The organism is Pseudoalteromonas sp. T1lg21, from assembly GCF_002964625.1.
Classification (GTDB): domain Bacteria; phylum Pseudomonadota; class Gammaproteobacteria; order Enterobacterales; family Alteromonadaceae; genus Pseudoalteromonas; species Pseudoalteromonas gelatinilytica.
This window is the reverse complement of record NZ_PQBX01000056.1, coordinates 674,384-693,959: the sequence shown is the minus strand read 5'-3', so window position 1 is coordinate 693,959 and position 19,576 is coordinate 674,384. Positions and strand designations below refer to the sequence as shown.

Below are 19,576 nucleotides of genomic sequence, written 5' to 3'. Positions count from 1 at the left end.
TTTTAGTTAATAACGCGATACTAAATTACTTAGCATCTAAGAAGCTTTTCAGTAAGTCAGAACGAGAAGGGTGACGTAATTTACGTAACGCTTTCGCTTCGATTTGACGAATACGCTCACGTGTTACGTCAAACTGTTTACCTACTTCTTCTAATGTATGGTCAGTGTTCATATCGATACCGAAACGCATACGTAATACTTTAGCTTCACGGGCTGTTAAGCCTGCTAATACGTCGTTTGTAGCGCCACGTAATGATTCCATTGTTGCAGAATCAATAGGTGAGTCGATAGTGGTATCTTCAATGAAGTCACCTAAGTGCGAATCTTCATCATCACCGATTGGTGTTTCCATTGAAATTGGCTCTTTTGCGATTTTAAGTACCTTACGGATCTTGTCTTCAGGCATTAACATACGCTCAGCTAATTCTTCTGGGCTCGGCTCACGACCCATCTCTTGTAGCATTTGACGAGAGATACGGTTTAACTTGTTGATCGTCTCAATCATGTGCACAGGAATACGGATGGTACGTGCTTGGTCAGCAATCGAACGCGTGATTGCTTGACGGATCCACCATGTCGCATAAGTTGAGAACTTATAACCACGGCGGTATTCGAACTTATCAACCGCTTTCATTAGACCAATGTTACCCTCTTGGATAAGGTCTAAGAATTGTAAACCACGGTTGGTGTATTTTTTCGCAATCGAAATTACAAGACGTAAGTTCGCTTCAACCATTTCTTTTTTCGCACGACGAGCTTTCGCTTCACCGATACTCATACGACGGTTGATGTCTTTAATACGCTCGATGCTAAGACCTGTGCTTTCTTCAATTGCACATAACTTATTAATACAACGAATGATCTCTGGCTTAACTTCTTCAAGTGCTACTGAGTATTTCTCGTTTGCAGCAATTTCAAGGTCAATCCAGCTTGAATCTGTTTCGTTGTTAGCAAAATGCTTGATGAAGTTCTTTTTCGGTAACTTCGCAATTTGTACAGCTTGCTTCATGATGATACGTTCTTGAACGCGAACGCGGTCCATCATATCGCGCATGTTGTTTACCATGCGGTCAAACTGTTTTGGCACTAATTTAAATGTTTTAAATAGTTCGCCGATTTCTGCAATAGCTGCTAGTGAATCAGGGTGTGAGCGACCTTTCTCTTCGAATGTATCACGTGCTTTATTATAAAGGTTACGTAAGTTTTCAAAGTGAATGCGGGCTTCTTCAGGATCAGGGCCTGTATCGCCGTCGCCATCACCGTCACTATCATCATCGCCATCTTCATCTTCGTCTTCGTCATCAGCTTCGTCGTCTTCGTCGTCAAGCTGTTCTTCGTTTAACTCTGAACCGATATGAGTAGCAGAAATTTGTGATTCGTCTTCATTATTAGGATCAAAGAAACCTGAAATAATGTCGCTTAAGCGCATTTCTTCAGCTTCAAATTTGTCCCATTGCTCTAGTAGATAAGTGATTGCTTCTGGGTATTCAGCAACAGAAATCTGTACTTGGTTAATACCTTCCTCAATACGTTTAGCGATTACGATTTCGCCTTCACGTGTAAGAAGTTCAACAGTACCCATTTCACGCATATACATACGGACAGGGTCAGTTGTTCGACCGATCTCTTTTTCTACAGTCGCAAGTGCAGCGGCCGCGGCTTCTGCTGCGTCTTCGTCTGTCGTTGTTTCTTGCATCATTAATTCATCAGCATCAGGTGCGCTTTCGCTTACCTGGATACCCATGTCATTAATCATGCTAATGATATCTTCTACCTGATCTGAGTCGATAATGTCTTGTGGAAGGTGATCATTAACTTCTGCAAAAGTTAAATAACCTTGCTCTTTACCTTTTTGAATCAGAAGCTTTAATTGTGACTGAGGAGTTGGATCCATAGAGATTTATTCTTCCACTCTGAAAGTTGATACAACAGGCGCCAGCTCGCTTATTAATTAAGCGACACGAAAACTAACTAGACGCAGTGAATAGCACAGTATAACAGCATTATTCAATTCTGACTAGCTGTTGCTGCCTTTTAACGCTTGTGTCAGTAAGTGGCATTCTAGCCTTTCTTCGCTGCTTAAGCCTTGGGTTTTGTCTTTTATTAATAGGGTCTCTAGTCGATAATTTAAACACTGGTCTTCAATAAATTTAAAAGTATTTTTAAAAACCGTCTCTAAACGATCGTCATTTATTTGGTGCTGCCAAGTTGCTAACTTCACTAGCGCGTCATATTCAGCGCCACCCCTAAATGACTCTAAAATTTGTGCGGTGGTGACACCTTCACGCTCTAGGGCTAAATGCTGAATGCGTAAAAATAATTCAATACCCGCGATTTTCATTTCTGCTAATTCTGGCATATAGGCTATGCTGGTCGCCAAATTAGGGTGTTGCAATAAAATCCCAATGGCTTGGCGCATCGGTGTGATTTTAAATTTTCGTTCGATAGCATGTTGCTGTTTTGGCGATTTAACGCGGTTATTTAATTGCTCCCGCGTACGACCAATTAAACGGCCAAGATGTTCCAAAATATTTTCTTGGTAAAAATCACTGGGGATTTTTTCAATTAGCGGTAGGGCATCACTGAGTAGTTTTGCTTTACCTGCATCTTGAGTGAGATCAACCTCTTGGCTGAGCTTATTAAACAGCACCTTGGTAAAATCATCTGCTTCACTTAATCTTGCTTCAAAAGCGTCTTTACCTTCTTTTTGTACTAGCGAATCAGGGTCTTCACCGTCTGGTAAAAACACGAACTTCAATGATTTACCATCTGCAAGATAAGGAAGCGCATTCTCAAGCGCTCGCCATGCCGCATCACGACCAGCGCGGTCACCATCGTAACAACAAATCACTTTATCTGTGGTTCTAAATAACGTGTGCATATGCTCTGCAGTGGTGGCTGTGCCAAGGGCTGCGACGGCATATTCAATGCCTTGCTCGGCTAGAGCTACGACATCCATGTAGCCTTCAACAATTAAAATATGGTCGAGCTTTTTGTGAGCTTGCTTTGCTTCGTATAAACCATAGAGCTCAAAGCCTTTGTGGAAGATACGGGTTTCTGGTGAGTTAAGGTACTTAGGACCTTGATCCGCCTGCATAACTCGGCCACCAAACGCAATAACTCGACCACGTTTATCGCGAATAGGGAACATGAGTCGGTCACGGAAAAAGTCAAATTGACGACCTGGCGATTTTTCAGACGCAAGCTTTAGCTCAATGAGCTGCTCTTTTTGATCTTTATTGCGGCCAAGTTGCTGGCATAGCGCTTCCCATTCGCTCGGGGCATAGCCAATCATGAACTTTTTCGCTGTTTCTCCGCTTAAGCCACGACCTTTGATATAGTCGATAACCGTTTTCGAGTTGGCATGATGCTTTAATTGATGCTGATAAAAGCGTGCTGCGTGTAACATTAAATCGTAATCAGAGCGCTTTTGTTCGGCTGTACGTTGTGGGCCTGAGCTGCCACCTTGTTCACGAGGTACGTCTAAATTGAGCATACTCGCTAACTCTTCAATGGCATCAACGAATTCTAATTTGTCGTATTCCATAACAAATGAAATTGCATTGCCATTGGCACCACAACCAAAGCAGTGGTAAAACTGTTTATCTTGAGAAACGGTAAAAGAGGGTGACTTTTCGTTGTGGAATGGGCAACAGGCTTGGTAGTCTTTACCTGCTTTTTTTAGGCCAACTCTCGAATCAATTAACTCAACAATATCTGTGCGGGCGAGTAAATCATCAATAAACTGTCGAGGGATCTTTCCGGCCATAGCTGTTGTTTTTTCCTGCGCTATCTTTGCGTTCTAAAATAAGATTTGAACACAATTACTGTGTTTATGAAAGACTAAAAGCAAGAAACCGAGCACTAGGCTCGGTTTGCTTGAATCATACATCTGTATGTGGGGGTTAGGCAGTTAATCGTTGCTTGATTAAGCCAGAAATCTTACCTAAATCGGCACGACCTTCAGCTTTGCTTTTGATAACTCCCATTACCTTACCCATGTCTTGCATACCCGCTGCATTTGTATCAGCAATAGCCGAGTCAATAAGAGCAATGATTTCTTCTTCACTCAATTGTTGAGGTAAGAATTCTTCAAGTGCTTTAATCTCATTGGCTTCAATTTCAGCTAAATCTTCACGGCCCGCATCAATGTACTGGGTGTAAGAATCGCGACGTTGTTTTACAAGCTTCACTAGAACAGCGGTAATACCGTCGTCATCAAGTGTAATTTGCTCGTCAATTTCACGTTGCTTGATTGCTGCAAGTACCATGCGGATTGGCTTAAGACGTTCTTTGTCTTTTGCCTTCATCGCATCTTTTTGCGCATCTTTTAGCGTTAATAAAAGGCTCATTTATACAAGACCAAATACTGATTAGTATAATTTAACGCGACGTGCGTTATCGCGAGAAAGCTTCTTCATGTGACGCTTTACTGCAGCAGCTTTTTTACGCTTACGCTCAGCTGTTGGTTTTTCATAGTGTTCGCGACGACGAACTTCTGAAAGGATACCTGCTTTTTCACATGAACGCTTGAAGCGACGAAGTGCTACGTCAAACGGTTCGTTCTCTCTTACTTTAATTACTGGCATTAAAAATTCACCTACCTAAATAATGAGCGTTGCTCAAGTTGATCAAATAACGATCAAGTGGTTCAAAAATGGTGCGGTATTGTAATCCGAAGCAACACCACATGTAAAGGATAATATTAACAGAAACTACGTTTGCAAAACAGTGTTAATTTGCCTCTCGCTGATATAAGCGGCAAATCACTTGTCCGGCGGTTTTTTCTTTTAAAAGCATCCAGTTATCTGGAATGTCAAGGCTGTTTAATTCGCTTTCGACTTCAACATATATTAGCGCTTGGGCAGTTAACCAGTTATTTTCTTCGAGTAAAAAACAAGTTTTTTCAGCTAAGTTTTGTCGAAATGGCGGGTCAACAAAAACCAAATCAAATTGCTCGTTTTGCGCATTATTAGCTAATAGAGAAAGGCTATTATCTTGTTTAATCACTGCATTATCTAATTTAAGCGTGCTAATATTTTCTTTTAGCTGAATAGCGGCACCTTTATCGAGCTCAAAAAAGGTAGCGCGTTGAGCAAAGCGAGATAAAGCTTCAAACCCTAAGCCGCCAGAACCGGCAAAGCAGTCAAGAACAGCTGCGCCTCGGGTATCTTGCATTAGCCAGTTAAACACCGTTTCTTTAATGCGATCTGTGGTTGGACGTAACCCTTGCACATCTTTTACAGGGAGTTTCCTACCTCGAAATTGTCCGCTAATGATACGAATAAAGCCATTTGCTGATTTATTGTTCGTTGCTTTCACTAGGCGGTTAGCTGTTGATTTTTTTCTCATTTAATTCACTAATCATTGGTAACTGACCCCTAGCTCAGATAATATTGTATGCAATAGCTAGCGTGTCATTTTTCTACTGCGCTAAAAGTGATAGTATTGCGACCTTAGCGATAGATGGTACCTGTTTATGTTTGGCTAAAATGCTGAACTGTCACCAAACTATTATTCATGTAAGTTTATCAGATTTTTATAAGTGGTTATTAGCAAGTATGGCAAAAAAAAGTAAATTCCTGTCTTGGTTTGGTTTTGGCAAATCAGATAAGCAACAAGCAGAGCAAGCAGCAAAAGAGGCTGATAACCAGAAGCAAATAGAAGAACAACAGCGAATTGAAGCCGAAAAGGCAGAAGCTGAACGTTTAGAACAAGAACGCATTGCGGCAGAAAAGGCAGAAGCTGAACGTGTAGAGCAAGAGCGTATCGCTGCAGAAAAGGCAGAAACGGAGCGTTTAGAACAAGAACGCTTTGCTGCAGAAAAAGCAGAAGCTGAGCGTTTAGAGCAAGAGCGTATCGCTGCAGAAAAGGCAGAAGCGGAGCGTTTAGCTCAAGAGCAGCAAGCGGCAGAACAACAACGTCAAGAACAACAAGCTCGTCTTGCTGAGCAAGAAGCAGCAATGAAATTAGAGCAAGAACGTGCTGCAGCAGAACAGGCGCAGCGTGAAGCCGAGCAATTGCTGCAGAAAAGGCAGAGGCAGAGCGTGTAGAACAAGAACGCATTGCGGCAGAAAAGGCAGAAGCTGAACGTCTAGAGCAAGAACGCATTGCTGCAGAAAAGGCAGAATCGGAACGTTTAGAGCAAGAACGTATCGCGGCAGAAAAGGAAGAAGCGGAGCGCATAGAACAAGAACGCATTGCTGCAGAAAAAGCAGAAGCGGATCGTCTAGAGCAAGAACGTATTGCTGCAGAGAAGGCAGAGGCGGATCGTTTAGAGCAAGAACGCATTGCTGCTGAAAAAGCAGAAGCGGATCGTCTAGAACAAGAACGAATTGCTGCAGAGAAGGCAGAAGCTGCTCGCCTAGAGCAAGAACGTATCGCAGCAGAAAAGGCCGAGGCAGAACGTTTAGAGCAAGAGCGTATTGCTGCTGAAAAAGCACAAGCGGAACGTTTAGAACAAGAGCGCATTGCTGCTGAAAAAGCACAAGCGGAGCGCTTAGAGCAAGAACGTATCGCGGCAGAAAAAGTGGAAGCAGAGCGTTTAGAGCAAGAACGCATTGCGGCAGAAAAAGCGGAAGCAGAGCGCCTAGAGCAAGAGAAAGCTGCTCAAGCAGCTGCTGAAAAACCTAAGAAAGAAGGTTTTTTTGCACGTCTTAAAAAAGGTCTATTAAAAACTCGCGTTAATATCGGTTCTGGTTTTGCGTCTATATTTAGCGGTAAGAAAATTGACGATGAGTTATTTGAAGAACTAGAAACACAATTACTGACAGCCGATTTAGGTGTTGATACAACAATGAAGTTGATTGATAACCTAACCGATGCAGCCGATCGTAAGCAGTTAAAAGATGGCGATGCTTTATACGAGTTAATGAAGCAAGAAATGGCAAGTATGCTTAAAACCGCTGAGCAGCCGTTGGTTGTAAGCGGTGAGAAAAAGCCATTTGTTATCTTAATGGTGGGTGTAAATGGTGTAGGTAAAACCACCACGATTGGTAAATTAGCGAAGCAGTTCCAAAACGAAGGTAAGTCAGTGATGCTTGCTGCGGGTGATACCTTCCGTGCTGCAGCGGTTGAACAGCTGCAAGTATGGGGTGAGCGTAATAGCATTCCTGTGATTGCTCAACATACAGGTGCAGACAGTGCGTCAGTGGTTTTTGATGCATTTCAGGCGGCAAAAGCCCGTAATGTTGACGTGTTAATCGCCGATACAGCAGGGCGCTTGCAAAATAAAGATAACCTAATGCAAGAGCTTGAAAAAATTGCCCGTGTAATGAAGAAAATTGACCCAGATGCACCGCATGAAGTTATGTTAACTATTGATGCAGGTACAGGTCAAAACGCAATTAGCCAAGTTAAATTATTTAATGAATGTGTTGGTTTAACGGGCATTACTTTATCTAAACTAGATGGTACCGCTAAAGGTGGTGTGATTTTCGCCGTTGCAGATAAATTTAATATCCCAATTCGTTACATCGGTGTTGGTGAAGGTATTGATGATTTACGTACTTTTAATAGTAGTGACTTTATTGATGCACTATTTAGCCAAGACGAGGATGACGCATAATTAACTAAAGGGAGCTTGCTCCCTTTTTCGCTGCAAGATGATTGATAACTAAAATGATAAATTTTCAGCAAGTCAGTAAAACATACCCAGGCGGCCATCGTGCCCTTGAAAAAGTCAGCTTTCATATCAAGCCTGGCGAACTGGCCTTTTTAACCGGGCACAGTGGTGCAGGTAAAAGTACCCTATTGAAGCTTATTAGCTTGATGGAGCGCCCATCGGCAGGGCAGGTGTTTATAAATGGTGTTGATTTGAATGCGGTTAAATCACGCCAGATCCCATATGTACGCCGCGATATTGGTATCATCTTTCAGAATCACCGCTTACTAGAACGCTATTCAGTGTTTGATAATGTTGCCTTACCTTTAATTATTGAAGGCACGCACCACAAGCAAATAGCTAAACGTGTTCACGGTGCGCTTGATAAAGTTGGGTTACTTGATAAAGCGAAGTGTAATCCAGCAACCTTATCAGGTGGTGAGCAGCAGCGTGTTGGTATTGCTCGTGCTATCGTCAATTCACCGCCAATTCTATTAGCTGATGAGCCAACCGGTAACTTAGACCCTGAGCTTTCAATGGACATATTACGTTTATTCGAAGACTTTAATAATCATGGCACAACCGTACTGATTGCAACCCATGACATTGGCTTAATTGCGCGTATGCGTTATCGCAGCCTAACACTGAAAGATGGCCGTATGATTGACGATCCGTTAGCTGAGGGGGCACTATGAGTTTATTGTTTAAAAGCCGCAACAGCCAAAACGAACGTCAGAAAAAGTCATTTTTAGCAGCGCCTTATTTCTTCTTTATTAATCTTATTCGTCAAGGTGTGCATAGCTTAGGTGAAATGTGGCGAACACCTCTTGCTTCATTGATGACCATTGCCGTTTTAGGATTAAGCTTAACGCTGCCAGCGACACTTTATTTAGTGGTTAAAAATGTATCGCAAGTAAGCACTGGCTTTGAAGATGCAGCAGAGATTTCGTTGTTCGTAAAAGAAACTATGAGCGAACAACAAACACAAACCTTGGTTAAGCGTTTAGCACTCTACCCTGAAGTAGATAAAGTGGAGTTTGTATCAAAGGGCGACGCCCTCACTGAATTTAAACAAGTATCAGGATTTGGCCAAGCACTTGAATATTTAGATGCGAACCCGTTACCAGATGTTGTTATTGTTACACCGACAGCACGATACCGTCAGCCAAATACGGCAAAACAATTACTGCAAAAGCTTGAAGCCGAAAGAGAAATTGATTTTGGTAAACTCGATATTGCTTGGCTTGAGCGATTAAATGCACTTTTAAGTTTATTAAAAGAAAGCGTGATCACCATTGCTCTACTATTATTAACCTCCGTCACCCTGATCATTGGTAATACTATCCGCTTATCAATCATGGATAAGAAAGATGAAATTCAAGTGATGAAGTTAGTTGGGGCGACAAACACCTTTATTCATGCACCATTTTTATGGACAGGGATTTGGTACGGTATTATTGGCGGTTTGTTCTCTTTTATTTGTGTTGCATTAATGATGTGGTGGCTTGGTGCTGCTGTAAGTGATGTTGCGGGTGTTTATGAAACCAGCTTTGATTTAATTGGTTTAACACTCTCAGAGTTTGGCATTTTAGTCGCGCTTGCAACAGGCTTAGGATTTGTTGGTTCTTACTTATCAGTTAACCGCTACATAAAAGAAATTGAACCCGATAAAGTATAATACCAATCAACTTAAGTATTTAACCAATCTAGCGAGCTAAATAAAGCGCTAACTGCGTTATAAATTTTTCATGTAGAACTACTATATGTCAAAATATATGCCTTGTTATCACTTCATTTATCTGTCGCTATAATTGGTCAGTAACTTAACACGATTGGTATGAATTTTTTGTTACACTGCTCTTTTAGCGATAAATAGTAGTCGCTGTTAATTTATCAAAATATCACTCCAAGCTAGAATTCATCGCTTATTCAGCGTGTTAGCGTAGACTAAAAATAGATACAAAAACCACTTGATTTGAACTTTAAAAAAGTTTTTAATTGAAGTTAGCACTCTCGCTTAAAGAGTGCTAAGATGGTTTCAAATGTTTATCACTGAGGTGAAAAATGAGTAAAGATTTATACGCAATGGCACTTACTGCAGGTCAACAGAGCGCAAGTATGGACGGCTACCTTCAAGCGGTTAGCACTATTCCTATGCTTGATGCAGAGAAAGAAAAGCAGTTGGCGACACGTCTTCAGGAAGAAGGTGATCTTGAAGCTGCGAAGCAACTCATTATGTCGCATCTACGCTTTGTTGCTCATATTGCGAAAAGCTATTCAGGTTATGGCTTACCGCAAGCTGATTTAATTCAGGAAGGTAACATTGGTCTGATGAAAGCGGTAAAACGTTTCGACCCAAGTGTAGGTGTTCGCTTAGTTTCATTCGCAGTACACTGGATCAAAGCCGAAATTCATGAATACGTACTTAAAAACTGGCGTATCGTGAAAGTTGCAACAACAAAAGCGCAACGTAAATTATTCTTCAACCTACGTAAAAACAAAAAGCGTTTAGGTTGGTTTAACCAAGCAGAGGTTAGCACCGTTGCTAATGAGCTAGGTGTAAGTGAAAAAGAAGTACGTGAGATGGAATCACGTATGAGTGGTCAAGATATGGGCTTTGACTTAACGGGCGACGACAATGACGACGCACCGACAAGCACATACTCGCCAGTACAGTATTTAACAGATGGCAGTGCTGACCTTGCTGATGATATCGAAGAACAGCAATGGCAAGAACAGTCTCATGCACGTTTATTCAGCGCGTTAAAAACCCTTGATGAGCGCTCACAAGACATCGTAAGTGCGCGTTGGTTAGCTGACGACAAAGCAACACTGCAAGAGCTTGCTGAAAAGTATAACGTTTCTGCAGAGCGTGTTCGCCAGCTAGAAAAAACAGCGATGAAAAAGCTGCAATCAGCAATGAGCTAATAGCAATCGCTATAGCAAACCATCTTTAGTAGACTACAAAGCCTCGCAAATGCGGGGCTTTTTGTTTTAAAGGACGCGGTATGTCACAGATTGATTATCAACAAGTATTAGATGAAATCACAAGAGAAGTTCAACCATTACTGAGCCAAGGTAAGGTTGCTGATTATATTCCTGCGCTTGCAGAGGTTGAGCCAAACCAGTTCGCTATTGCGATTCATACAGTGGATGGGCAAACCTATTGTGCGGGTGATTGTGGTGCGCGATTCACGATTCAATCTGTGTCTAAGGTAATGACCTTAACCTTAGCACTTCAACGTTATGGTGATGAGCTGTGGCAACGAGTTGGTAAAGAGCCTTCAGGCACTGCTTTTAACTCTCTTACACAGCTTGAATTTGAACAAGGCATACCACGCAACCCGTTCATCAACGCTGGTGCGATTGTTACCTGTGATGCTTTATATAGCCGTTTATCTGCACCGATGCATTCAATGCTTGAGTCATTTCGTCAGTTATCAGGGAATGCTCAGGTTGTTATTGATAAGAAAGTGGCAAATTCTGAGTATGAGTTTCGTCATCGTAATGCCGCGATGGCGCATCTAATGAAGTCATTCGGCAACTTTAATAATGAAGTGGATGATGTGTTATGGGCCTATTTTAACTTCTGTGCTATTGAACTGAACTGCGTAGAATTAGCAAAAGCTTACAATTACCTTGCTAATCAAGGCAAAGATGCCAACGGCAATAAAGTGTTGAGTGCAAGGCAAAATAAACAACTAAACTCGTTATTGTTTACCAGTGGTTTATACGATGCTGCAGGGGATTTTGGCTACCGTGTTGGCATGCCGGGTAAGTCAGGGGTATCGGGTACCATATTAGCTGTGCTACCGAATCAATTTACTGTGGCTGTTTGGGCGCCAAGACTTAACTCGTATGGTAACTCAGTAGCTGGGATAGCGGCCCTTGAGCGTTTATCCCAGAAACTGGATATTTCGATTTTTTAGTGGAGATTACTGATCCCAGTAAACTTGCTCTAAACAATCTTCACGTTCAGGTAAACCACGCGATAAACGTGGCGAATGCTGAACAAGTACTTCATAACTTGCACGGTTAGCGTATTTACTAATTTGTGCAAGCGATGAATACGTCATAGCAGGCTGCTGATGTTTCGCTGAGTTTGCCACATTAAGTTTGTGATAAACGTTTGCTGATAAGTCATGCAGTACCGCAGCTAGCGCACAGTCGCCCGCACCATTGGTATTTTTAATGCTGTCTGGACCACCCATAAACGGTGCTGTGTGGCTGTATGCACGAATTGGGTTTTGGCAGTCCTCTTTACGCATTGCGCGCGAAAATTCATAACGGTTAAAGTCAGCAATAGCGCCTGGCAAGAGCGGGTACTCTGTCTCACGCTTGAAAGATTCGTCTACGTAACCTGCCATAAACAAGCCTTTTTCGCCGGCCGTACAAATAACTAAATCAGTCCAGTCTAGTGCTTTGTCAGCAGCTAGAAGTGGATCTTCAAAGCCAGTGATAGCTAAACCTTCTTCTTCGTTCATCGCAAGAATGTCGACATGCTTTTTGACAAACTCTGCCCACCAAGTTGGGTCTTGTTCAATCAAGAACTTAGTACCGAGTGTTAAAACCACAGGCACACCTGCATCATTGGCATATTTCACTGCCTGCATGGTAGCTTCAGTCATGGTTTCATCACCTTGCGTACGCATTAAGTATGCGCTGATCACCAATGCTGAAGAGTTCTCGATGAGTTCTTTATCGATAGATTCAGGACGAAGGTGATTCATAAGCCCCGCGCTGATCGCGAAGGTACGTTCACCTGTTTCGTCAATAAGAGTAAAACAGCGACCAATTGGGCCATCGACAGGTTGAAGATAATCAAGATCAACGCGGCTAGAGGTATTACATAAAAAACGATATGCATAGCTGCCGATTTTAATGTTTTCACTCATGACCCCTAATAACACTGAACGGTCATCAGCTAGGGTTGAGTAGTTGTGCATGGTGTTACCCACCGTACCACCGGCAAACTCATAGTCGATCATGTTGTCGAGTTTCAGTCTGTCGTATAACGCATTGGTAATATCGCTATCGATCACTTGCGACATGCCACGGCGCAATTGAAATTCATCTAGGAAAGCTTGATCAACTTTCGCTTCAATATCCACCACAATTTGGTCGATACCCGTAATATAACTACGTTGTAGTCGTTCGGTTGAGTTAAGTTGATTTGTTAGTGGATCTTTGGCTTCCACCGGAAAATAATGTTTATGCCTGCGGCGTCCAGGAAATTTCATTTGCTACCCGTGTTGTAAGCTAAATAAAAAAAGCGCGAGATTATAGCGCAATATGGGTCCATTGAGCCATGAAAAAGCCGCTAAAATTTGAGTTAATTTTTTAGTGTAGCAGTATTTATTGCCCTTTTTATTTACTAACTAGGTATAATTACTCACAGTTTTACAAGATTTGTGTGATATATGAGCGAACAATTTAGCGACGAGTATTGGATGGAAAAAGCATTAAACTACGCCAATGAAGCGGCTGCGATTAATGAAATTCCGGTTGGTGCTGTGCTGGTAAAAGACAATCAACTGATATCTTATGGCTATAACCGCTCCATTACCGATAACGATCCATCTGCTCATGCTGAAATGATGGCAATCCGCGAAGCAGGTAAAGTACTTAATAATTATCGACTAATAGATTGCACCTTATATGTAACGCTAGAGCCCTGTTCGATGTGCGCAGGCTTGTTGGTTCATAGTCGTATAAAGCGACTAGTGTTTGGTGCCAAAGATGCAAAAACGGGATCGGCAGGATCAATTATGAATTTGCTACAAGAACCCAGACTTAATCACCAAGTTGAAGTAACCAGCGATGTTATGGGGGAGCAGTGTGGGGTGGTGATATCTGCGTTTTTTAAGCGTCGTAGAGAAGAGAAAAAGGCGGCAAAGCTGGCAGCTCGCAACGCCTAGTTATACAACCGGCGTTGCAGGAATTTGAGCTTCCATTAACTGCATCGCAAATAAGCGGCGACGCCAAATAACTTTTTTATGCGTGTTACGCAGCATGATACGACGGCGTGTCGCTGTCGAGTATATAATATTACGCTTGAACTTGTGTGTCTTGCGTCTTCTTTTTAACATGTGTGCTCCTTAAGTGAGAGTAAAGCATGGCATGGTCCATTCCATTTCTACTAAAAGATAATGATCATTTGATGACAAGTAAACAGATTTCTGGTGCTTTAGGTCAGTTGTTTTCTAACGTCTGCTGCTCTTGGGAGTCTGGTTGTGTTGTGTCGTTTGGCTTTTCGCTCGTTTCTGTAGAAGTGTTAACCTCTTCAATGGTTTGCTCTTCTTCACTTGGGTCAGCAATTGCATCATTTTCATCAAGCCAAACCAACGCATCGTAATAACGACGAATATTGTCAACATACTGCACGGCAACATCGCCACGTGCATAACCATATTTGGTTTTACGATAATAACGCTTTTTAATTAAAAGCGGTAAGCGTTTTTTTACATCCGCCCACTTATCGGGGCTTGCCCCTTCTTGCTCGGTAATAATTCGCGCGTCATTTACGTGGCCCCAGCCAACATTATAAGAGGCTAAGGCAAACCAAGTTCTATCGGGTTGTGGAATACGTTCAGGGATCCACGAAATAACCTTCGCTAAATATTCGGCACCGCCTTTGATATTTTGCTCAGGCTCTAAACGGTTAGTAACGCCAACTTGTTTTGCTGTAGTTTGCGTAAGCATCATGATCCCGCGAACACCTGTCGGTGACTTGGCTTTAGGGTTCCACATTGACTCTTGATAGCTTAAGGCGGCCAGCAAGCGCCAATCAATATTCCCTGAATATTGCTCAAACCAAGGTTGATATTTGGGTAGTGTTTCTTTGATAGCTTCGATATAGGCTAGGGTATTAACATAATTAAACTGACGAACGTGGCCAAAATACTTTTCTTCTAATACATAAAGTTGGTTATTTTGTTTTACATCACCAAAAAAGGGCACCATCAAGGCATATAAAGAATCGTCACCATCTTTTCTTAGTAGCCAAGCGATAGGGTCGTTACGAGTCACTGAAAAGCCAATACTTAAATTAGGGTGGTAGCGGCGAAATAATGACAAGGTGTGAGAGTCAGCGAGAGTGTAATCAATTTCACCATCAATGACAGCTTGCAGAAGTTCTTCTTCATCCATATCTTCTGTTTCATGCCATGTTAAGTCTGGGTGAAGCTGTTTAAGTTGCTGTAATGCAAGTGAGTGACTACTTTTCGCAAGAACCGTTAGGTTCCCCGTTAAATCGGCAAATTCTCGAGGGCGAGTGCGGCCTTGCTTGTATACTAGCTTTTGGCTAATGGTGCGGTAAGTTGGCCCAAAACGATAATGTTCAGCCCGAATGGTATTATAAGTAAGTCCAGAGGCAATAATGTCTAAATCACCACTTTCGAGGCGAGAGAACATATCTGTAAGATTAAAAAAAGGCACCATCTCGAGCTCTACGCCAACATAATCGGCAAACTCTTGTGCTAATTCGTACTCAAAACCCTGCACACCTTGCGGTGCTTGATAGTAATTACTCGCGCCGGCTAAGGTGCCGACTCTTATCTTATTCTGTGCTTTGATATGAGCAAGTTGTGATGGTTGTTGTTGCATATCGCATGCACACAACATGAGCACAAGCGTAAATATAGCGAGTATTTTTTGCATAAATTAGAAATGCCCCTTAAACCATTACGTTACCGTTATAGCAAAACTTCACTGCCACGTCACTTCGCATATAGTTTTATATCTCTATTTAAAAATTAATAACTGTAATAGTGGCGGTAATAGATAAGTCATACAGAACAACAGCCTGCGGGAAAATAAAGAGTACTAAGATAGTTAATTGTTGCAACCATAATCGCGGTTATGAAGATTATTTAAATAAAAGCGCAATTTTGAGTTAAATCTAGACGTTATTTGCACTATAATACGCGCCTAAAATATCGTTCAATCCCTAACCCCGGATGAAAATACCTATGTTGATCCTTCGTGGTGCACCAGCACTTTCCGATTTTAGAGTTCAGAAAATTTTAGCGCGTTGCCAACAGGCACAACTTCCAGTCACTAACGTTTATGCTGAGTTCATGCATTTTGCTGATCTTACTGCTGAGCTTTCAGCAGATGAGCAAACAAAGCTTGAAAAGCTGCTTACTTATGGTCCAACGATTGCAGAGCACAGCCCTGCAGGCACGTTAATTCTTGTAACGCCGCGTCCTGGCACTATCTCGCCTTGGGCATCAAAAGCAACCGACATCGCACACAACTGTGGCTTAAGCCAAGTTCACCGTGTTGAACGTGGTATTGCATACTACGTTGAAGGTAATCTATCAGCTGAGCAAACAGCTGAAGTAGCAGCGTTATTACACGACCGTATGACTGAAGCAACGCATGCGGATATGGCTGATGCAGCTAAATTATTCCGCCACGATGAACCGCGTCCAATGTCATCAGTTGACATTTTAGGTGGTGGCCGTGAAGCACTTGCTAAAGCCAATGTTGAGCAAGGTTTTGCGCTTGCAGATGACGAAATCGATTACTTGGTAGAAAATTTCCAAAAGTTAGGGCGTAACCCGAACGACATCGAATTATTTATGTTTGCACAAGCAAACTCTGAGCATTGTCGTCATAAAATCTTTAATGCTGATTGGACAATTGATGGCATCGAACAGCCAAAATCATTGTTCAAAATGATCAAAAACACTTACGAGCAACACCCTGAAAATGTGTTATCTGCATACAAAGATAACGCAGCGGTAATGAAGGGCTCAGTAGCGGGTCGTTTCTTCCCGAACAGTGAAGGCGAGTACGCATACCATCAAGAAAACATCGAAATCTTGATGAAAGTTGAAACTCATAACCACCCAACAGCGATTGCGCCATTCTCAGGTGCATCAACAGGTTCTGGTGGTGAGATCCGTGACGAAGGTGCTACAGGTCGTGGTTCTAAACCAAAAGCTGGTTTAGTGGGCTTCACTGTATCTAACCTTCGTATTCCTGGTTACGAGCAACCATGGGAAACCGACTTTGGTAAGCCTGGTCGTATCGTTAATGCACTGGATATCATGACTGAAGGTCCATTAGGTGGCGCGGCATTCAATAACGAATTTGGTCGCCCTAACTTACTTGGTTACTTCCGTACCTACGAAGAAAAAGTATCAAGCCACAACGGTGAAGAAGTACGTGGTTACCACAAGCCAATCATGCTTGCAGGTGGTTTAGGTAACATTCGTTCTGAACATGTTCAAAAAGGTGAAATCCCAGTTGGTGCAAAACTTATCGCACTAGGTGGTCCGGCAATGAACATCGGCCTTGGTGGTGGTGCTGCGTCTAGTATGACATCAGGTCAATCGAACGAAGATTTAGACTTTGCATCTGTACAGCGTGAAAACCCAGAAATGGAACGTCGTTGTCAGGAAGTTATCGACAAATGTTGGCAGTTAGGTGATGCAAACCCAATCGCTTTCATTCACGATGTGGGTGCAGGTGGTCTTTCAAACGCATTCCCTGAGCTTGTAGACGACGGTGGTCGTGGTGGTAAATTCCAACTTCGTGATATTCCAAACGATGAGCCGGGTATGGCACCACACGAAATTTGGTGTAACGAATCTCAAGAGCGTTACGTATTAGCGGTTGCTGCTGAAGACTTCGCGCGCTTTGAAGCAATCTGTAAACGTGAACGTGCACAATATGCGGTTATTGGTGAAGCGACAGAAGAGCGTCACTTAACGGTTGAAGATAGCCACTTCGGTAACAACCCTGTTGATCTTCCGCTTGATGTTTTACTTGGTAAAGCACCAAAAATGCACCGTGAAGTGGAATCTAAAAAAGCGCAATCACAGCCATTAGACGTTGCTAACATTGATGCGGCAGATGCTGCACAGCGTTTATTACGCCTACCAACGATTGCAGAGAAAACATTCTTAATCACCATTGGTGACCGTACGGTAACGGGTTTAGTTGCGCGTGACCAAATGGTCGGTCCTTGGCAGGTGCCAGTAGCAAACTGTGCGGTAACAGCCGCTGCGTTTGATACTTACCACGGTGAAGCAATGTCACTAGGTGAACGTACACCAGCTGCACTTTTAAACTACGGTGCTTCTGCTCGTTTAGCTGTCGCTGAGTCACTAACGAACATCGCGTGTGCGAACATCGGTGGCCTTGAAAATATCAAGCTATCTGCAAACTGGATGGCTGCTGCAGGTCACCCTGGCGAAGATGCAGGTCTTTACGAAGCTGTTAAAGCGGTGGGTGAAGAGCTTTGTCCGGCGCTTGGTTTAACTATCCCTGTCGGTAAAGACTCAATGTCGATGAAAACTCAATGGGATGAAAACGGTGAGCAAAAATCAGTTACTGCACCATTATCACTGATCATTACTGCTTTTGGTCGTGTTGAAGATGTTCGTAAAACAGTAACGCCACAGCTACGCACTGATAAAGGTGAGTCATCACTACTATTAGTTGATTTAGGTGCGGGTCAAAACCGTATGGGCGCATCAAGCCTTGCACAGGTTTATAAGCAACTAGGTGATGTGACACCTGATGTTGATAACCCAGCACTATTAAAAGGTTTCTATGAAGCAATGCAAGCGCTTGTTGCTGATAACAAGTTACTTGCTTACCATGACCGTTCTGATGGTGGTTTATTCACGACTATCGCTGAAATGGCATTTGCTGGTCACACGGGTGTAACTGTTGACCTTGCTGGCTTAACAGGTTCAGACATCGAAGCGCTTTATAATGAAGAGCTAGGTGCAGTTATCCAAGTGGCAAACGCTGACTTAGACGCAGTGAAAGCAGTTCTTGCAGATCACGGCTTAGCAGCTATCAGCCATGAAATTGGTGCACTAAACGCTGATGACCGCGTGCTATTCACTCGTGGTGATGATGTGGTTCTTAACCATACGCGTACTGAGCTTCGTACGATTTGGGCAGAAACAACTTATCAAATGCAGGCACGTCGTGATAACCCTGAGTGTGCTAAGCAAGAGTTTGACGCTAAATTTGACGCAAAAGACCCAGGTCTTAACGTAAAACTAAGCTTTGACTTAAACGAAGATGTTGCAGCGCCTTACATTGCAACTGGTGCGAAGCCGAAAATGGCGATTCTACGTGAGCAAGGCGTTAACTCTCACTTAGAAATGGCGGCGGCATTTAACCGTGCAGGCTTTGCAGCGGTTGACGTGCACATGAGCGACATTCTTGAAGGTCGTTTAACACTTGAGCAATTTAAAGGCTTAGTGGCATGTGGTGGTTTCTCTTACGGTGACGTATTAGGTGCAGGTGAAGGCTGGGCTAAGTCAATCTTATTTAATGAGATGGCGCGTGAGCAGTTCCAAAGCTTCTTCCACCGCGAAGATACATTCAGCTTAGGTGTGTGTAATGGCTGTCAAATGCTTTCAACATTGAAAGAATTGATCCCAGGCACTGAGCATTGGCCACGTTTCGTAACGAATAAGTCAGAGCGTTTTGAAGCTCGCTTTAGCCTTGTAGAAGTGCAAGAAAACCCATCGGTATTCTTTAATGGTATGGCTGGTTCACGTATGCCTATCGCTGTTTCACATGGTGAAGGTCATGCTGAGTTCGCAAACGCTGATGCAGTTAAAGCAGCGCTTGAGTCAGGTACTGTGGCAGTGAAGTTTGTTGATAACTACGGTAACCCAACAACGCAATACCCAGCTAACCCGAATGGCTCACCAGAAGGTATCACAGGTATTACTTCTACTGACGGTCGTGCAACGGTGATGATGCCGCACCCAGAGCGTGTATTCCGTACGGTTGCTAACTCATGGCACCCAGATGAGTGGCGCGAAGATAGCCCATGGATGCGTATGTTCCGCAACGCTCGTAAAAACGTTGGCTAGAACTTAGTTATGTACCTAGCTATACAAGCTAGGTTCATACAAACCGTTTAAACTAAAAAGGCTGCACTATCATGTGTGGCCTTTTTGTTTATAATGACGCTAGTTGCTAGTAAGTGTA

At 42.9% G+C, this 19,576-nt stretch carries 14 protein-coding genes and 1 pseudogene; 7 read left to right on the top strand and 8 right to left on the bottom strand.

What is annotated here, in order from left to right:
• Nucleotides 1–25: 25 nt before the first annotated feature.
• The 5 genes from rpoD to rsmD all read right to left on the bottom strand — a co-directional run bounded on the left by rpoD (nt 26) and on the right by rsmD (nt 5,352).
• Nucleotides 26–1,894: an RNA polymerase sigma factor RpoD gene (rpoD, locus tag C2M25_RS13395; protein WP_063703034.1), complete on the bottom strand. Its 1,869-nt coding sequence runs from the start codon at nt 1,892–1,894 to the stop codon at nt 26–28.
• A gap of 123 nt (nt 1,895–2,017) precedes the next feature.
• A complete protein-coding gene (gene dnaG / locus C2M25_RS13390; protein WP_105174885.1) occupies nt 2,018–3,769 on the bottom strand; it encodes a DNA primase in 1,752 nt (583 codons plus the stop codon).
• A 136-nt stretch (nt 3,770–3,905) separates the two neighbouring features.
• Nucleotides 3,906–4,352 (bottom strand): GatB/YqeY domain-containing protein, encoded by a 447-nt coding sequence (locus C2M25_RS13385; RefSeq protein WP_062568695.1) that lies wholly within the window; start codon nt 4,350–4,352, stop codon nt 3,906–3,908.
• Nucleotides 4,353–4,373: 21 nt separating this feature from the next.
• The gene (gene rpsU / locus C2M25_RS13380; protein ID WP_002957797.1) at nt 4,374–4,589 is read right to left on the bottom strand and encodes a 30S ribosomal protein S21; all 216 of its coding nucleotides are present in this window, start codon (nt 4,587–4,589) and stop codon (nt 4,374–4,376) included.
• Between the two features lie 145 nt (nt 4,590–4,734).
• Complete coding sequence (rsmD, locus tag C2M25_RS13375) at nt 4,735–5,352, bottom strand: 16S rRNA (guanine(966)-N(2))-methyltransferase RsmD (RefSeq protein WP_105181310.1); 618 nt, start codon at nt 5,350–5,352, stop codon at nt 4,735–4,737.
• Nucleotides 5,353–5,561: 209 nt separating this feature from the next.
• On the opposite strand from rsmD, the pseudogene ftsY reads away from it, so the two are divergent.
• From ftsY to glsB, 5 genes and pseudogenes are all read left to right on the top strand, one after another.
• A pseudogene (ftsY, locus tag C2M25_RS13370) lies at nt 5,562–7,567 on the top strand (signal recognition particle-docking protein FtsY).
• A 53-nt stretch (nt 7,568–7,620) separates the two neighbouring features.
• Nucleotides 7,621–8,298 carry a cell division ATP-binding protein FtsE gene (gene ftsE / locus C2M25_RS13365; RefSeq protein WP_105181309.1) on the top strand — a complete coding sequence of 226 codons (678 nt, stop codon included), beginning with the start codon at nt 7,621–7,623 and terminating at the stop codon, nt 8,296–8,298.
• Entirely contained in the window at nt 8,295–9,281 is a 987-nt protein-coding gene (gene ftsX, locus C2M25_RS13360; protein ID WP_105174883.1) for a permease-like cell division protein FtsX, read from the top strand. Before ftsE ends, ftsX begins: the two co-directional genes overlap by 4 nt.
• Before the next feature lie 386 nt (nt 9,282–9,667).
• Nucleotides 9,668–10,531, top strand: coding sequence for an RNA polymerase sigma factor RpoH (gene rpoH, locus C2M25_RS13355; RefSeq protein ID WP_054551048.1), 864 nt, complete (start codon nt 9,668–9,670; stop codon nt 10,529–10,531).
• A gap of 80 nt (nt 10,532–10,611) precedes the next feature.
• A complete protein-coding gene (glsB, locus tag C2M25_RS13350) occupies nt 10,612–11,532 on the top strand; it encodes a glutaminase B (protein WP_105181308.1) in 921 nt (306 codons plus the stop codon).
• 6 nt (nt 11,533–11,538) lie between these two features.
• On the opposite strand, the gene C2M25_RS13345 is transcribed toward glsB, so the two are convergent.
• Complete coding sequence (locus C2M25_RS13345; protein WP_105181307.1) at nt 11,539–12,843, bottom strand: inosine/guanosine kinase; 1,305 nt, start codon at nt 12,841–12,843, stop codon at nt 11,539–11,541.
• Nucleotides 12,844–13,023: 180 nt separating this feature from the next.
• Between C2M25_RS13345 and tadA the strand changes: the two genes are divergently transcribed.
• Nucleotides 13,024–13,521 carry a tRNA adenosine(34) deaminase TadA gene (gene tadA / locus C2M25_RS13340; protein WP_105181306.1) on the top strand — a complete coding sequence of 166 codons (498 nt, stop codon included), beginning with the start codon at nt 13,024–13,026 and terminating at the stop codon, nt 13,519–13,521.
• Here the strand turns inward: tadA and C2M25_RS21850 are convergent, their stop codons facing one another.
• Nucleotides 13,522–13,692 (bottom strand): hypothetical protein, encoded by a 171-nt coding sequence (locus C2M25_RS21850; protein ID WP_199775179.1) that lies wholly within the window; start codon nt 13,690–13,692, stop codon nt 13,522–13,524. It lies immediately after the preceding gene.
• Between the two features lie 103 nt (nt 13,693–13,795).
• Complete coding sequence (gene mltF, locus C2M25_RS13335; protein WP_105181305.1) at nt 13,796–15,262, bottom strand: membrane-bound lytic murein transglycosylase MltF; 1,467 nt, start codon at nt 15,260–15,262, stop codon at nt 13,796–13,798.
• Between the two features lie 311 nt (nt 15,263–15,573).
• On the opposite strand from mltF, the gene purL reads away from it, so the two are divergent.
• Entirely contained in the window at nt 15,574–19,458 is a 3,885-nt protein-coding gene (gene purL / locus C2M25_RS13330) for a phosphoribosylformylglycinamidine synthase (RefSeq protein WP_105181304.1), read from the top strand.
• The last annotated feature ends 118 nt before the right edge of the window (nt 19,459–19,576 follow it).

Bases quoted from the DNA above. Each gene is read 5' to 3' on its own strand.
- C2M25_RS13385 (WP_062568695.1), bottom strand. From the start codon at position 4,352: ATGAGCCTTTTATTAACGCTAAAAGATGCGCAAAAAGATGCGATGAAG.
- purL (WP_105181304.1), top strand. From the start codon at position 15,574: ATGTTGATCCTTCGTGGTGCACCAGCACTTTCCGATTTTAGAGTTCAG.
- C2M25_RS21850 (WP_199775179.1), bottom strand. From the start codon at position 13,692: ATGTTAAAAAGAAGACGCAAGACACACAAGTTCAAGCGTAATATTATA.
- rpoH (WP_054551048.1), top strand. From the start codon at position 9,668: ATGAGTAAAGATTTATACGCAATGGCACTTACTGCAGGTCAACAGAGC.
- rsmD (WP_105181310.1), bottom strand. From the start codon at position 5,352: ATGAGAAAAAAATCAACAGCTAACCGCCTAGTGAAAGCAACGAACAAT.
- rpsU (WP_002957797.1), bottom strand. From the start codon at position 4,589: ATGCCAGTAATTAAAGTAAGAGAGAACGAACCGTTTGACGTAGCACTT.
- rpoD (WP_063703034.1), bottom strand. From the start codon at position 1,894: ATGGATCCAACTCCTCAGTCACAATTAAAGCTTCTGATTCAAAAAGGT.
- tadA (WP_105181306.1), top strand. From the start codon at position 13,024: ATGAGCGAACAATTTAGCGACGAGTATTGGATGGAAAAAGCATTAAAC.
- C2M25_RS13345 (WP_105181307.1), bottom strand. From the start codon at position 12,843: ATGAAATTTCCTGGACGCCGCAGGCATAAACATTATTTTCCGGTGGAA.
- ftsX (WP_105174883.1), top strand. From the start codon at position 8,295: ATGAGTTTATTGTTTAAAAGCCGCAACAGCCAAAACGAACGTCAGAAA.
- ftsE (WP_105181309.1), top strand. From the start codon at position 7,621: ATGATAAATTTTCAGCAAGTCAGTAAAACATACCCAGGCGGCCATCGT.
- dnaG (WP_105174885.1), bottom strand. From the start codon at position 3,769: ATGGCCGGAAAGATCCCTCGACAGTTTATTGATGATTTACTCGCCCGC.
- glsB (WP_105181308.1), top strand. From the start codon at position 10,612: ATGTCACAGATTGATTATCAACAAGTATTAGATGAAATCACAAGAGAA.
- mltF (WP_105181305.1), bottom strand. From the start codon at position 15,262: ATGCAAAAAATACTCGCTATATTTACGCTTGTGCTCATGTTGTGTGCA.